The following is a 14,187-nucleotide window of genomic DNA, read 5'->3' as shown; positions in this document are numbered from 1 at the left end:
CAATGGTTCAGTTTAAAAACGACAAAGAGGCCGCTGATGCTTTTCACCAGTCATATCTACAGTTAACAAAAGAAGTTTCGAAAGTAATAGTTGGTCAGGACAGGGTAGTCAAGCTATTAATTTCGTCTATTTTCTGTCAGGGGCACTCCCTTTTGGTAGGTGTGCCGGGCCTGGCTAAGACCTTGCTCATTCACACAATGGCGTCAGCGCTGCATTTGAAGTTTAACAGGATACAGTTTACTCCTGACTTGATGCCTTCTGATATTTTAGGGGCAGAAACCCTGGACAAGGAACGAAATTTCAAGTTCATCCTGGGCCCCATTTTCGCCAATATCATTCTCGCCGACGAAATAAACAGAACCCCTCCAAAAACGCAGTCTGCTTTGCTAGAGGCGATGCAGGAGTACTCAGTGACAATAGGCGGAAAGAACCACCCTCTTGAAAAGCCTTTCTTCGTTTTGGCTACGCAAAACCCTATCGAACAAGAAGGCACCTACCCTCTCCCCGAAGCTCAGTTGGATCGGTTTATGTTCAATATTAACCTGGACTATCCTACGCTGGCCTCCGAAATTGAAATTGTGAAGAATACTACCTCAGAGCGGGAGCAATCTGTGGATCAGGTGATGACTGCGGATGAGATCAAGTTCTATCAGCAGTTGGTGAGAAGGGTTCCTGTGGCAGACAACGTGATTGAGTATGCCGTTAAGCTTGTTCATAAAACCAGACCGAACGACGGAGGGGATGAGCTTGCCAAACAGTACCTGGAATGGGGGGCAGGCCCAAGGGCGTCTCAGTTTCTTGTGCTTGGTGCAAAATGCAATGCACTTATGAACGGCAAGTATTCTCCGGACATCGAAGATGTCCAATCAGTAGCGGAGCCCATCCTCAGACACAGGATAGTGCGTAACTTCAAAGCAGAATCGGAGGGAATAACCGAAGAGCAGATCATCACCCGACTCCTTTAGAGCTAGTTAGAAATGTAGAGGAATGTGCCATCCGACACTGCCCTGTATTCGACCAAAGGATATTTTGCAGGTCCGGCGGTAGGGTACCCGTCAAGATCGAAGGTCGATTTGCAGCAAAGGTCTTCCATGTAAAAGCCAGAGCTATTCATCGTGACTACTTCACATTCTTTGCCCGGCCCGTAGGTGCAGATTCGATCCCACACCCTATACTCTGATTGAGACTGCCGGTAAACAATCAGACCTTTGTTTCCGCCCGATAAGTACACAAAGCCTCCAACCTGCCGAAGTGACTGATATTGAAGGTTGGATAGGTTTATTTCGATGTTGACAATTTTTGGAGGGATATTAGGGCCAGTGTTCGATTCACTGCATTGAGCAAAAATCAACACCACTGCTAAAACTCCAAAGACACTAGCCAGCCTGCTCAAAGAATGGAGGAAAATTGTTTCAAGAAGCGAACATCATTTTCGGTAAAGAGACGAAGATCCCTCACCTGATAATTCAACAAGGCCATTCTCTCTATTCCCATTCCAAAAGCAAAGCCTGTATATTTCTCCGAGTCAATACCACAGTTCTCCAGTACATTTGGGTCGACCATACCAGAACCGGCTATCTCCACCCACCCTGTATACTTGCATATGTTACAACCTTCTCCGTTGCAAATAAGGCAGGAGATGTCAATCTCTGCGCTAGGCTCCGTGAATGGGAAATAGGACGGCCTGAACCTTATTTTGACATCCTTATGGAACATCTCCTTGGCGAAATGATACAGGGTGTCCTTCAGATCTGCAAAGCTCACTCCTTCATCTATATACAGGCCCTCTACCTGGTGAAAAATGCAATGAGCCCGTGCGGTAATGGCTTCGTTCCTAAAAACTCTTCCCGGCATAATAGCCCTGAAAGGTGGCTTACCGCTTTCCATTAACCTTACTTGTACGGAAGATGTATGCGTTCTCAACAATACATCAGGATCTTTCTCAATGAAAAATGTATCCTGCATTTCCCTTGCAGGATGGTTTTCAGGAAAGTTAAGCGCAGTGAAGTTATACCAGTCAGTCTCAATTTCAGGCCCGTCGGCCACCGAAAACCCTATTCTTTCGAAAATCTCTATGATTCTTGCTCTGAGGGCGGTCAAAGGGTGAATGCCTCCTATTTGGTCTGTTGCGGCTGGAAGTGTTAAATCTTTTGCTTCCGTAGTTGCCTCTCTACTCTCTTCCAGGCCAGACACCAGCTCCTTGAAACGATCCTGTACCAGCACCTTTAGTTGGTTCAGAGCGACTCCGTAATCTTTCTTTTGCGCTGGCGGAACATCCTTGAAGGCATCAAACAAATCTGTAAGAACGCTCTTTCTGCTTACAAACTTCATCCTGAACGATTCAAGATCAGCCTCCTTCTCAGCAACAAATTTCTGCACCTCTTCCTTTAACTCTTCAATTCGTTCGATCATGAAAGAAAATTTTAACAAAAGTAAGGAACTCGCCCCGTAATCAAAAAGCTGGTTTCCATCGGCTTCGGGTCAAGCCAAACTTAAAGTCGTATGCCGCTCGAGCTATATGTTTTCACAAACTCACGGTAAACACTTCCAATTCCTTGTTCCAAAGTGATAGTTGGCTTGAAACCCATCGCCGAGAGACGGGATGTGTCCATGAGCTTTCTTGGTGTGCCATCGGGCTTTGAAGTGTCGAACTTTAAGGTTCCCTGAAAGCCAACAATATCTTTTATTAACAGCCCCAGGTCTTTTATGCTAATATCCTCTCCCCAACCGATATTCAAAAATGACGGGGCCTTTGAATGTGGCTTGGCATCGAATTTTTCCATCAGATAAATACACGCTTCAGCCATGTCGTCGACATGAAGAAATTCCCTTTTGGGGGAGCCGGTACCCCATACTTCCACCTCACTTGCGCCGCTCACCTTTGCGTCATGAAATTTCCTGATCAGCGCCGGCAACACGTGGGAGTTTTTCAAATCATAATTATCATTAGGGCCATAGAGGTTGGTGGGCATAACTGATACAAAGTTACAACCGTATTGATCTCTGTAGGCCTCACACATTTTGATGCCAGCTATCTTAGCTATCGCATAGGGTTCATTCGTCTCTTCCAATAGCCCTGTAAGCAAATAGTCTTCCTTAAGTGGCTGTGGAGCAAGTTTAGGGTAAATGCAAGAAGAGCCAAGGAACATCAATTTGGTAGATTGGAATTTCCAGGCCGAGTGAATGACATTATTCTGGATCATCAGATTGTCGTGTAGAAATTCTGCCCGATAGGTGTTGTTGGCATTAATTCCTCCGACCTTGGCAGCGGCCAGAAAGACATAATCTGGTCTCTCCACCTCGAACAGGCTCTCCACATCAGCTTGGCGGCGCAAATCACATTCCGCCGAAGTCTTCAAAACAAAATTCGAGAAACCCCTCTTTTGTAAGCCCCTTAAAATAGCAGAGCCGACCATTCCCCTATGGCCGGCAATAAACACTTTTGATTCTTTATGCACTTGCTAGAACATTTTAAAGACAATTCTAATAGGCATTTTCCCTATTGAATACGATTGAATAAACAGTCAAAACTATGATTTTCAGGTCAAGAATAAAAGACCAATTCTGAAGATAGAATCTGTCTAGTTTCACCCGAGAGCTCATTTGGTGGAACTTTTGTATTTCGCCCCTGTAGCCCATAGCCTGTGCTAAGCCCGTGATACCAGGTTTGGAAGCATGGCGTTGAGTGAATTTATGCACTCGGTTTTGATAAGACTCGTTTAGCGGAATTGGGTGGGGTCTTGGTCCAACTATCGACATATTACCTATTAGAACATTTAAGAACTGTGGGAGTTCATCAAGGCTTGTCCTTCTGAGGAACGTACCAACCTTTGTAATTCTTGGATCGTTTCTCGAAGCCCATTTGGTGTCTGCCACATTGTTGGTCACCATTGTTCTGAACTTGTAGCATACAAATGGTGAATTTCCCTTTCCATGACGAAGTTGCCTAAAAAAGACCGGGCCCGAGGACTCCAGTTTAATCAGTAGCCCGAGTATCGGATAGAGCCAGCTTAGCACAAAAACCACAACGAACAGCGAAAAGACAATGTCAAAAGTTCTTTTTACAATACGATTCAAGATGCCGTCAAGCGGTAGATCGTTGATATCAACGATGGAAATATCATCAAATCTGGTAAGGGAGTAAGTCTTAAAAAGTTCGGTATTGAACTGTGGAATTAACTTAACCTTTTTTAGTTGTGCGTCGGCAACATTAACAATTTGGCTTAGAGCAAAACGGTTAACGCTTTCACTTACATAAATAAACTCAGTGTCACCAATACCATTTCTGATAAAGTCGTCGATCCCACCAAGAATGGGAATACCATCCCGTTGGGAGAGCCCTGAATAGGTATCATCATAAAACCCGAAACACCTTATTCCATACTCAGGCTTCCTCTTAAACAAATTATAGAGCCGTACTCCCTGCTGGTCAAAGCCAATAATAATGGCACTTCTAACGTTGCCCCCAAACTTGCGATATTTATTAAGCGCTATATGAACTAGTACTCTATAGAAACCGACCGCAACAAATAGCTGAACGAAAATAAGCACTAAAAATTCCCGGCTCAGTTCGTACGCTTCAAACAAAACCCAGAAAAACGATATTAGAGAGAGAGAGATGAACAGCGTGAAAAAAGCCCTCTTCAGCGTCACATAATAGTTGGTTGATCGGCCAATTTTAAAGTCTTCTGCCACGACAGAAACCGAAAGCCATATGCCAAGGTAAAACCCAAAAGCCCAACGGTATACGGGCGCTAACTCAAGGCTATTGTTGATAATGTAATAGGAAAGCAGGAACGGAATAGATATTATAACGAGCTCTCCAAATATGAAAAGTGCTGGAAATAGTTTGTAAAACCTTTTAGGCATTTTAAAATGCGTTACAGAGTAAAATTAATTCTGCAAAATGTTTTCGGTCTCAATAAGGGTTTTTTCTACAATAGGGTGATTAGTAGGTACTTTGGCTCCAGGGAATTTTTTATTGACTAGTAATTTAGGACTTTTTCTGACTTTATTTTTCACAGATCGCAAAACAAGATAGTCCAACGAAAGGCCGAGAAAAATAGCCGTACCAATTACAATTGGAAGCATTATTGAGTCTGAATAGCTCTTTCCAACGATAGCAATCGCTACGAACATGAAGTTAATAGATGTTAATATAAGCGTGATATGACGATGTTCAAACCCCATCCGCATTATGAAATGATGCACGTGACTCTTATCAGGCGAAAGCGGAGACTTTCCTTTTCTCACCCTTTTTACAAAAATACGGGCAGTGTCAAAAATAGGCAAAATCATTACCGCCACTCCTGTGGCCACCGAACCACTAAACTTTATTGGAGAGCTTGCATTAAGTGCGTAATTGCTTTCGATAAATAAAACGGCGAACGATGCCAGCAGCAAGCCAATTGCCAAAGCACCAGTATCTCCCATAAAAATCTTCGCAGGTGACCAGTTAAACATCAAGAAGCCAACTATCCCACCGGCGAACGTAGCAGCGATGGCTGCATACAAGTGCTGATCGTTTAGTTCAAACCATGTTCCAAAGAAGGTCAATGCCAAAAGGCTACACATACCCGCCAACCCATCAACACCATCAATGAGGTTAAAGGCGTTGGTTAAGACTATAACTGTAAACAAAGAGACAGGTATACCTATATATACTGGCAACTCATATACGCCAAAAAGTCCGTAAAGCGAAGTGAGTTGAACCCCGCCATAGACGACAACAAGCAGTGCTGCAGCCATCTGACCTACTAACTTGTGAAAAGCCGAAAGGTTAACCAAGTCGTCCCGAAGGCCAACGATAAACATGATCGTTACAGCAAATAGAATACTTCTGCTTTGATTAAGCTCACTGAAGGTAAACCACAAGAGCGCAGCAAACAGCACCCCAATCATTATTGGGATGCCTCCCATCGAAGGCGTACTTGCTTTGTGTATTTTTCTCCCGCCAGGCGTATCTGTGATTCTGTTTTTCACAAAAAAATAGATCACTGCCGGTGTAAGGATAAAGCAGATTAAAAAAGAAGTAAGTGCAAAAAGTATCTTTTCCATATCGAAATCGGATGTCAAAGATAGTCCTTATCAATTGACATGCCAATTTATGCGTCCTAAATATTTACCCATAAAATGTGAATTTTTCAAATTTAGCGCCGGTTGCTATTAAATTAACTAACAAAATCATCCGGGAAATAGATTGATGTGTTCTTTTCCGGAAACTTTAGCTCATACGGCAATGTCTGTGGAGATGGGCAAGTGTAACTATTCGGCTCTGTCATGTTGTTGCCATATTTCTCAAGGCAACTAGAACTTGGGCCGATCCTATTGGTTTTTAAGCCTATGCTCAATAAATCTAGCCAGCGCCAGCACCAGCTTCGTATCTTCCGCATCAGCAGTCATCAGTCGGTCTTTCAGTCGATTGTAAAGGCTGGGCTGGCGGGGCACGTCAAGGTCATTAAGCACTTTCAGGGCTTTTTCTTTCAGGGCTTTTTGAACACCTTCCTCCACCGCCTCTTTTGGTGGGTTCGCTTTGCCACTAAACGAGATTTTCGAAAGCTCCCAGGCATAAATAAGGACACTTTGAGCCAAGTTTAGGGAAGGGTGCGGAGCGGCCAATGGAATACTGCTAATGAGGTCACACAAACCAATTTCTTCCTTTGTTAAACCGTCTCGCTCGCTGCCAAATACAATCGCAACGTTGTCGATTGTCGTGCCTTTTTCTTGCAGAAGGTTGCTGACTTTCTCGGGTGAATGATAGTCATGTCTCCCAAGCCTTTTCTTGGCTGTGGTGGCTATGCTCAAGTCAATATCGCTCAGCGCATCTGCAAGCGATGAATAGACAACTGCATTTTCCAGGATGTCATGTGAGCCATAGGCCGTTTTCTTGGCTTGCAGGGAAAGATAGTCAGTTGGGTTGACCAGCCTGAGACTGCCAAACCCCATGGTATTGATCGCCCTACAAGCGAACCCTATGTTTTCAGAAACAGCCGGATGGCTGAGGACAAAGTGAATGGTCATAAATGCGCCAAATTCCTCAAATCACTAATGGCGGTCAATATTTAGTTCATTCTTACCCAGTCATCTTCATGGTTGTGGCTTGCCACTGGCGTGTACTTCACCCATTCTGTGTGGTATACGTCTCCGTCACGGTGAATACGGATGAGCGTGTCACCCGAGGTGAAATTGAACCTGTCGTGTCCATGGTCGACGTCCGTTTGCATCGATGAAAAGATGATGTTTAAAGTGCTGTCAGTTTCTACCGCACGTCCGAGATACTGTTCTACCCAATAATTGGTGTCGCTGTCATCATCTTCCTGTTGGCCTTTTAAGATGACAGAGTAATGATGCTCTTCATCTGGTCTGCGGGGCTTTCTCAGAATCAAATCGTGTGTATAGGTGATGTGGTGACCTTCTTCGGATTCGTATTTCTCCAAGTACTCATACTTACTACCCCAGTTGTGCTTGGGATACCTGCCACTGCAGCCTGCAATAAGTGCTACAATGAAAAATACCAGCCCTGCTTTTACAATAGCTTTCATAAGTCGACGTCGTTGATGCTCGTTAGAATACCCTGAAAATTAATAGTAATTGTGGGCTATTACAAATATGGTTACCGATATGGACGAGATGGATCAGGTCGTACAAAAAAAGACTACTCTCAATGAGTAGTCCTTTTTCACTTCTAACCTGTGAGCTTATGTGTAAAATCTACGAGTCAAGGTTGATGTTGAGCCCATTTCAATTACACATTACAATGTTAAGCATAGCTTATCGCTGATTGATACCTGTTTTTAGGTATTTTTCTAAATTACCATGTGTTTAGTGCTATTTGCAGGCGCCACTTTGACTCAAAAACCATCTCCTTTCTCTAAAGCGTCACCCTGTTAGCGGTTCTTATTGTCAGTTTGCTATTTTTGAGACTTATGCTTCGATACCTGGTTGTACGGTTACTTTCGGCATTCCCTGCACTACTCCTTGGGCTGATTGGGCTTTTTGTTTTCAGGCTTTTGCCGTCGCAGTCGGTGTGGGAGGAGCGGATTGATCTCCTGGCGTTGGAAGGAGGCAGCTATAACGCACAACGAATCCAACAGGAAAAAATAAGGATAAGGAAAGAACTCGGCCTTGACCTTCCGGTGTTTTACCTGTCGTTGCAGTCCGCTGCGTTACCAGCAGCCCTGCCCCCGGGCATGCCTGATGTGCAAAAGGAATGGGTAAAAAAGATCTGTTTGTTAACAGGCCAGCCAGACAAGGCGTTGCAGCTTGTATCTGCGCTGCAAGCCCAAAGCTTTTCAGCATGGGTTGTCGAAGAAGATGAATTACCATGGCAAAGAGTGCGAAGCTCAGTTTCGGGCAATGATAGTGCTTCGTCATCCAAAATACTTTCGCTAGTGAACGAATTGGAAGCTTCGTCTCAGCAGTGGAGAGCCTTCCTGCCAGCAGTTTACTGGAACGGTTCAGGCAATCAGTTTCACTTGTGGTTTTCTCAGCTTTTACATGGCGACCTGGGGATGAGCTGGAAAAATCGGGAAAGGGTGCTTGATGTTATTAGCAGGGCGCTTTCCAACACCATTGTGTTCACGGTGCCTGCTATTATTCTGATTTTTCTTTCTGCCTACTGGCTGGTGATTGGCTTGTCGCAACTAGGAGCCAGGGCAAAAGCATTGGCCGATCAGGTTATCTATTTCTTTGACCTGGTTCCGCTTTTTGGTTGGGCTCTTTTGGCGATGATTCTTTTTGCCAGCGGATCGGTATTCTCCTGGTTTCCTTCGCATATTTCGGCCAGTTCGCTCAACGGCATGTCCTTTTTGTCCAGGAGTTTTTGGCCTTACGTGCTCCCGGTGGCCATTCTTTGGATAAGCACATTGCCTTATATCACCAAGCACATCGACAATGCTTTTCAAAAGTCTGCTGACCTGCCATTTGTGTTTATGTCCAGGGCAAGAGGTCTTAGCGAGCATGTCATCAAAAAAAGATATAGACTCAGGTATAGTTTATTGCCTGCTATTACGCTATTCGGGGAGTATTTGCTGGCAGTGGTAAGTGGCGCATTGGTGGTAGAGGTGCTGTTTTCTATTCAGGGCGTTGGCATGCTGCTCACTCAGTCGGTTGGTGCGCAGGACTATCCAGTTGTCACCGGAATTATTCTGCTGTTGATTTTGGTCAGGATGCTATCCTACTTAATTACCGATCTCTTGTACTATTGGTTCGATCCCAGAATAAGGCTGTCCAACCAATGAGCAACAAACCGACATGCAGATGGTGGCCATTGGCGATGCTGGGAGCGATCCTGGCGGTTGTTGTGCTTACGTGGTTCTTTGATGGATTGAAGCCTGAGCTCAGGCTTGACATGAGAAGCCTGCCTCCGGGAGCGGGCCATTGGCTGGGGACGGACACACTCGGCAGAGATGTATGGCTGTCTATTTTGGCGGGGTCTCAAAGGTCAATCCTGGTCAGCATCGGTGCGGCGTTGATCGGGGGAAGTATAGGTGTTGGCTTTGGAAGTGTTGCTGCCTTTTTCGGAAATGATCGTCTGCGGTTTACTTTGAGAGCCTACCTGGCAGCACTGCTCCTGCTCGTCGTTTTCGTGTATTCTATCGCAGTGCTTTGGCCGACCGTTTCTTCAACTGGTCATGTGTCTGTGGGAATCTCCATCCTTCTGGCGCTAATAGCATTTGTTGCCATATTCTGGTTGCTGCTTAGAAGATTTAACCTTTTGCGGAGTCGTATTACTTTTCCCCTTGACACCATCACTCAGCGGTTTATTGAAGTGATATCGGTTATTCCCCGCTTGTATTTGATTGTGGCATTTGCTATGATCATTCCCATCAATATGTTCACACTAATAGTGCTGTTTGCTGTTACCAGCTGGGACGTAATGGCGAGGATGGTACGTGCTGAAATGCTGAAGGTTAGAGAGATGACATATATTGAATCGGCGAGAATAATTGGTCTTTCAGAGTCGAAAGTCTTTTTTCGGCATGCACTGCCAAACGCCATCGGGCCGGTAGCCACGCAGGTATGTTTTACCATATCGGGTTTGCTGATCGCCGAGGCCACTCTTTCATTTATCGGTGTAGGCGTTTCTCCGGAAACGGTCAGTTGGGGAAGCATTATCCATGGCTACCTCGAAAACCTGCAGGCCTGGTGGTTGGCTGTTTTCCCCGGCATTTGTATTTATCTCACTGTTATTAGCCTGCATGCTTTGGGCAATGATTTGGATAGGATGTGCCATTCAAAGCATTAACAATTCCGACAATACATCAGCTTAATACCTGACAGAAATCATACTTTGCCGATGGGCATCATCGCATTTTTGTAAAGTCAAACAAATAGCAATGCCCATGCAAACTGACCTATTGTTCCAAAATGCCACCCACGAAGCATTCAATGCTTTAATTACAAACAAGTATATCTCAAGAAATGCTGAGAGTATGAGCACACTTTCCATAGCCCTTAAATACGACCTGATAAGGTTGTCTTCGCTTGGAGTGGTAGTGTTTTTAGAAGACAGAATACAATTAGCAGAAGGGATGGAAAGTTGGGTGCAGCTTTACTGGGGTGAGGTGAGCAAAACCTGGTAAAAACCTGACTACTTCCTATCCTTTTTCAAAGATTTGATGAACTGAGCCCAGGCGAAAGGATTTAATAGCGGATTACTTCTTGGCTGAAATTTATCCGTCATCGCCAGAAACTGTTGATTGGAATAATACCTGTAATTTTCTGAAGCGTCCATAGGTGCCCCTTGCATCATTCTCATCAAAATATCCGCCCTGAGCACCTCCTCCATCTTACGATAGTCTTCGGCGTCGGGCAGCTTGAGGGCAAGCACAGCCTGCTTGAAGAGCTCTTCGGTAGGGTAAGGTAAAATTTCTATGGGTGGCAAATAAGTGGTGTCGGTAACGAGCTCAATGATCGCTGTAAAGTTCTCACCTTTGTTGCCGGGAACGATGAAGTGCTGCTTTTCAAAGCCTATGGCACTGATCACCACACTGTCGCCAACCAGGGCAGGCATCGAAAAATAACCGTAAACATTAGATGTAGTGCCTCTTCCAGCCTTTGGCACGTATACGTGCACGCCAGGCACACCAGAAACGCTGTCCTCTCCCAATATTACCCCGGAAAACTGGATGACCCTACTTCCGCCCTGGGCCCAGCTTTCCTGATGTGCCACCAGCATAAATAGGAAGCACATAAAAGGCAGAAAATATTTAGAGATGAACTTTGACAAGCCTTTCTTTACTTATGAATTAAGAGGATACTAATTATGGGTTAATAGTTGCAATTGGGCTCTAAGCTACAAATTATTAGATCAATTGCACAGGTTTTGTGTTACACGGATAAGCCATATACTTTCAATATTGTTCCCATGAGACTCAAAAACTTTAGTCTGCAATACGGAAACCAAATATTCAAATCCTTCTCGGAGGAGGCCAGAGTGCGCATTCTTTTTCTCCTCTTTAATCAAAAGGAACTTTGCATAACTGATATTGAATTGTCTCTGGATTTTACCCAAACCAAAACCTCGAGGCATTTGACCTACCTGAGAAATGCCGGATTGGTGAACGTTAGAAAAATAGACCAGTACGTTTTCTATTCTATCAAGGAGGAGGTGTCGGACATTGTCAGTCAAATATTTCAATTTTTGCAGAAAGACGCCAGCCTGCAGAAAGACCTTGAAACCTTTCGGATACTTTATTCGAACAGAGAACTGGTAAAAAACAAAATGGAAAAACGCCAGTTAACCGGACTTAGATAAATGTATGGGCAAAAAATACAAACACCTTTTTTTCGACCTCGACCACACCTTGTGGGATTACGATCAAAATGCCAGAGAGTCCCTTGTGGAGCTTTATTCCGTGTACGCTCTCAAAAATTTCGGTAAGTTCTCGGCCGAGCAACTTGTCGACAAGTTTTTCCGGGTAAATACACAGTTCTGGTATCTGTACGACCTGAAGAAAATTGACAAGGAACACCTTAGGGAGGAGCGATTCAGAACAGTGTTCAGAGAGTTGGGTTTCGCAGATATGGATCTCGCTTTTCAGTTTGGTGAGGACTATGTGAACCTGTGCCCCACCAAAACGGCAGTGATGCCCGGCGCCATAGAGTTGCTTACTTACCTGGTTGAAAAATACCCGATTCACATCATTACCAATGGTTTTGACGACATCCAGTCGGTGAAGATCAAAAGCTCAGGCCTGGAGAAATTCTTCTCTGAAGTAATCACCTCTCAAAGAGCGGGAGCTCGCAAACCCTCGCCGCAAATCTTCGAATACGCTATGCAACTCACCGGTGCCACACCGTCCACATCGGCTATGGTAGGCGACAACCTTGTCACAGACATTGGAGGAGCCAGGGGGCATGGCATAGATCACTTTTATTTCAACCCCGAAAAACATCCGCATACGGAACCAGTTACGCTCGAAATACATTCTCTTAGCGAATTGCGTCACCATTTCTAAAGGTTTTTAGGCTTGCGGTGAGTAAATTCGCCCCTCAATTTATTGCAGTCGACAAAACCAAATAAGCAACATGTCATTAGCGATTTTTAAGACCCCCAAACCAACCAACGAACCTGTTCTCAGCTACGCACCCGGCACACCCGAGCGGGCCGCACTGCAAAAGGAACTGAAGGAGCTGAAGTCAAAGGAGGCAGATATTCCCATGTACATAGGGGGCGAGGAAGTTCGAACAGGAAAGAAGATCAGGATTTCACCACCTCACGACCACAAGCACACTCTCGGCTACTTTCACGAAGGAGATGCCAGCCATGTGGAGCAGGCTGTTAATGCTGCACTTGGCGCCAAAAAGGCATGGGCAGAGATGAGCTGGGAGCACAGGGCAAGTATTTTTCTCAAAGCTGCCGACCTGCTGGCCGGGCCTTACAGGGCCAGGATAAATGCGGCTACGATGTTGGGCCAGTCAAAAAATGCTTTTCAAGCCGAAATTGATGCAGCCTGTGAATTCATTGATTTCCTGAAATTCAATGCTGCCTTCATGGTGGAGCTGTTTCACCAGCAGCCCGAATCGGCGCCAGGCATGTGGAACCGTATGGACTACCGGCCACTTGAGGGTTTTGTTTTTGCCATTACGCCGTTCAACTTCACCTCAATCGCAGGAAACCTACCGGCCTCCCCGGCTTTGATGGGTAATACGGTGATATGGAAGCCGGCATATACCCAGGTGTATTCGGCGCAAGTGATCATGGAAGTGTTCAAAGAAGCGGGCCTGCCCGATGGTGTTATCAACCTTATTTACGTGGATGGGCCTGTTGCCGGAGACGTGATTTTTAACCACAAGGATTTTGCGGGCCTCCATTTTACCGGCAGCACAGGTGTTTTTCAACAGCTTTGGAAGACGATAGGCCAAAACATTACCAAATACAGGACTTATCCCCGCATTGTGGGCGAGACTGGCGGCAAGGACTTTATCATTGCCCACAAATCGGCTAATGCGAAAGAGCTGGCTACCGCCATTATCCGTGGAGCTTTTGAGTTTCAGGGACAGAAATGCTCAGCTGCCTCAAGGGCGTACATTCCTGACAACCTCTGGCCCGAGGTGCAAAAGTATATTCTTGAGGATTTGAAGAATGTAAAAATGGGTGACGTGGAAGATTTTGGCAACTTTGTTAATGCTGTGATCGACGAACGCTCATTCAACAAAATCACCAAATATATAGACGAGGCCAAGAAAAGTCCCTTGGTAGAAGTGGTTGCCGGTGGTAATTACGATAACAGCAAGGGCTGGTTCATAGAGCCCACCGTGCTACTTGCCAAAGACCCTATGTATGCAACCATGTGCGAAGAACTCTTCGGCCCGGTGCTAACAGTTTACGTGTATCAGGCAGAGCGCTACGAAGAGGCTTTGGAGTTAGTCGACAGTACTTCACCCTATGCTTTGACTGGTGCTATTTTCTCCAAAGACCGCTATGCCATCGAGCTGGCCATGAGTAAGCTGATGCATGCTGCTGGTAATTTCTATATCAATGACAAGCCAACCGGTGCTGTCGTTGGTCAGCAACCTTTTGGAGGTGCCAGGGCCTCAGGAACCAACGATAAGGCGGGCTCCATTCTCAATTTGATTAGGTGGGTGCAGCCAAGAACCATCAAGGAAACGTTCGCTCCACCAACGGACTTCAGGTACCCATTTTTAAGTAAATAACGAAAAAGCCCTTTGAAGGGCTTTTTT

15 protein-coding genes are annotated in these 14,187 nt (G+C 45.3%); 7 read left to right on the top strand and 8 right to left on the bottom strand.

Annotated features, from left to right (window positions below; translation table 11 throughout):
- Positions 1–2: 2 nt before the first annotated feature.
- Positions 3–965, top strand: coding sequence for an AAA family ATPase (locus tag RT717_RS25680; RefSeq protein ID WP_317489191.1), 963 nt, complete (start codon positions 3–5; stop codon positions 963–965).
- 2 nt (positions 966–967) lie between these two features.
- On the opposite strand, the gene RT717_RS25675 is transcribed toward RT717_RS25680, so the two are convergent.
- From RT717_RS25675 to RT717_RS25645, 7 genes are all read right to left on the bottom strand, one after another.
- Positions 968–1,393: a hypothetical protein gene (locus RT717_RS25675; protein ID WP_317489190.1), complete on the bottom strand. Its 426-nt coding sequence runs from the start codon at positions 1,391–1,393 to the stop codon at positions 968–970.
- The gene (gene pheS / locus RT717_RS25670; protein ID WP_317489189.1) at positions 1,390–2,412 is read right to left on the bottom strand and encodes a phenylalanine--tRNA ligase subunit alpha; all 1,023 of its coding nucleotides are present in this window, start codon (positions 2,410–2,412) and stop codon (positions 1,390–1,392) included. Before pheS ends, RT717_RS25675 begins: the two co-directional genes overlap by 4 nt.
- Positions 2,413–2,492: 80 nt before the next feature.
- On the bottom strand, positions 2,493–3,458 hold the full coding sequence (locus RT717_RS25665) for a GDP-L-fucose synthase family protein (RefSeq protein ID WP_317489188.1): 966 nt from the start codon (positions 3,456–3,458) through the stop codon (positions 2,493–2,495).
- Positions 3,459–3,483: 25 nt separating this feature from the next.
- Positions 3,484–4,869 (bottom strand): exopolysaccharide biosynthesis polyprenyl glycosylphosphotransferase, encoded by a 1,386-nt coding sequence (locus tag RT717_RS25660; RefSeq protein WP_317489187.1) that lies wholly within the window; start codon positions 4,867–4,869, stop codon positions 3,484–3,486.
- Between the two features lie 24 nt (positions 4,870–4,893).
- Positions 4,894–6,057, bottom strand: coding sequence for a glycosyltransferase family 4 protein (locus tag RT717_RS25655; protein WP_317489186.1), 1,164 nt, complete (start codon positions 6,055–6,057; stop codon positions 4,894–4,896).
- Positions 6,058–6,324: 267 nt separating this feature from the next.
- Entirely contained in the window at positions 6,325–7,020 is a 696-nt protein-coding gene (locus tag RT717_RS25650) for a tRNA/rRNA methyltransferase (RefSeq protein ID WP_317489185.1), read from the bottom strand.
- A gap of 41 nt (positions 7,021–7,061) precedes the next feature.
- Positions 7,062–7,541, bottom strand: coding sequence for a hypothetical protein (locus RT717_RS25645; RefSeq protein ID WP_317489184.1), 480 nt, complete (start codon positions 7,539–7,541; stop codon positions 7,062–7,064).
- 384 nt (positions 7,542–7,925) lie between these two features.
- Here RT717_RS25645 and RT717_RS25640 point away from each other — a divergent pair, with 384 nt between their 5' ends.
- From RT717_RS25640 to RT717_RS25630, 3 genes are all read left to right on the top strand, one after another.
- The gene (locus tag RT717_RS25640; RefSeq protein ID WP_317489183.1) at positions 7,926–9,239 is read left to right on the top strand and encodes an ABC transporter permease; all 1,314 of its coding nucleotides are present in this window, start codon (positions 7,926–7,928) and stop codon (positions 9,237–9,239) included.
- A complete protein-coding gene (locus RT717_RS25635) occupies positions 9,236–10,246 on the top strand; it encodes an ABC transporter permease (RefSeq protein WP_317489182.1) in 1,011 nt (336 codons plus the stop codon). The genes RT717_RS25640 and RT717_RS25635 overlap by 4 nt, the downstream gene beginning before the upstream one ends.
- Before the next feature lie 97 nt (positions 10,247–10,343).
- Positions 10,344–10,583: a hypothetical protein gene (locus tag RT717_RS25630; RefSeq protein ID WP_317489181.1), complete on the top strand. Its 240-nt coding sequence runs from the start codon at positions 10,344–10,346 to the stop codon at positions 10,581–10,583.
- An 8-nt stretch (positions 10,584–10,591) separates the two neighbouring features.
- Here the strand turns inward: RT717_RS25630 and RT717_RS25625 are convergent, their stop codons facing one another.
- Entirely contained in the window at positions 10,592–11,194 is a 603-nt protein-coding gene (locus RT717_RS25625) for a carboxypeptidase-like regulatory domain-containing protein (RefSeq protein WP_151997763.1), read from the bottom strand.
- Positions 11,195–11,368: 174 nt separating this feature from the next.
- On the opposite strand from RT717_RS25625, the gene RT717_RS25620 reads away from it, so the two are divergent.
- The 3 genes from RT717_RS25620 (at position 11,369) to pruA (ending at position 14,160) form a co-directional block, all read left to right on the top strand.
- Entirely contained in the window at positions 11,369–11,758 is a 390-nt protein-coding gene (locus RT717_RS25620) for an ArsR/SmtB family transcription factor (RefSeq protein ID WP_151997764.1), read from the top strand.
- 4 nt (positions 11,759–11,762) lie between these two features.
- The gene (locus RT717_RS25615) at positions 11,763–12,461 is read left to right on the top strand and encodes a YjjG family noncanonical pyrimidine nucleotidase (RefSeq protein ID WP_317489180.1); all 699 of its coding nucleotides are present in this window, start codon (positions 11,763–11,765) and stop codon (positions 12,459–12,461) included.
- Positions 12,462–12,531: 70 nt separating this feature from the next.
- Positions 12,532–14,160: an L-glutamate gamma-semialdehyde dehydrogenase gene (gene pruA, locus RT717_RS25610; protein WP_317489179.1), complete on the top strand. Its 1,629-nt coding sequence runs from the start codon at positions 12,532–12,534 to the stop codon at positions 14,158–14,160.
- Positions 14,161–14,187: the final 27 nt, after the last annotated feature.

This window comes from Imperialibacter roseus, assembly GCF_032999765.1.
In the GTDB taxonomy this organism is placed as follows: Bacteria; Bacteroidota; Bacteroidia; order Cytophagales; family Cyclobacteriaceae; genus Imperialibacter; species Imperialibacter roseus.
This window is presented reverse-complemented; position numbering and strand designations above follow the sequence as displayed.

What these genes read in the sequence shown, in the direction of transcription:
- RT717_RS25620 (WP_151997764.1), top strand. Translation starts at nt 11,369, where the DNA reads ATGAGACTCAAAAACTTTAGTCTGCAATACGGAAACCAAATATTCAAA.
- RT717_RS25625 (WP_151997763.1), bottom strand. Translation starts at nt 11,194, where the DNA reads ATGTGCTTCCTATTTATGCTGGTGGCACATCAGGAAAGCTGGGCCCAG.
- pruA (WP_317489179.1), top strand. Translation starts at nt 12,532, where the DNA reads ATGTCATTAGCGATTTTTAAGACCCCCAAACCAACCAACGAACCTGTT.
- RT717_RS25680 (WP_317489191.1), top strand. Translation starts at nt 3, where the DNA reads ATGGTTCAGTTTAAAAACGACAAAGAGGCCGCTGATGCTTTTCACCAG.
- RT717_RS25655 (WP_317489186.1), bottom strand. Translation starts at nt 6,057, where the DNA reads ATGGAAAAGATACTTTTTGCACTTACTTCTTTTTTAATCTGCTTTATC.
- RT717_RS25615 (WP_317489180.1), top strand. Translation starts at nt 11,763, where the DNA reads ATGGGCAAAAAATACAAACACCTTTTTTTCGACCTCGACCACACCTTG.
- pheS (WP_317489189.1), bottom strand. Translation starts at nt 2,412, where the DNA reads ATGATCGAACGAATTGAAGAGTTAAAGGAAGAGGTGCAGAAATTTGTT.
- RT717_RS25630 (WP_317489181.1), top strand. Translation starts at nt 10,344, where the DNA reads ATGCAAACTGACCTATTGTTCCAAAATGCCACCCACGAAGCATTCAAT.
- RT717_RS25640 (WP_317489183.1), top strand. Translation starts at nt 7,926, where the DNA reads ATGCTTCGATACCTGGTTGTACGGTTACTTTCGGCATTCCCTGCACTA.
- RT717_RS25650 (WP_317489185.1), bottom strand. Translation starts at nt 7,020, where the DNA reads ATGACCATTCACTTTGTCCTCAGCCATCCGGCTGTTTCTGAAAACATA.
- RT717_RS25660 (WP_317489187.1), bottom strand. Translation starts at nt 4,869, where the DNA reads ATGCCTAAAAGGTTTTACAAACTATTTCCAGCACTTTTCATATTTGGA.
- RT717_RS25645 (WP_317489184.1), bottom strand. Translation starts at nt 7,541, where the DNA reads ATGAAAGCTATTGTAAAAGCAGGGCTGGTATTTTTCATTGTAGCACTT.
- RT717_RS25635 (WP_317489182.1), top strand. Translation starts at nt 9,236, where the DNA reads ATGAGCAACAAACCGACATGCAGATGGTGGCCATTGGCGATGCTGGGA.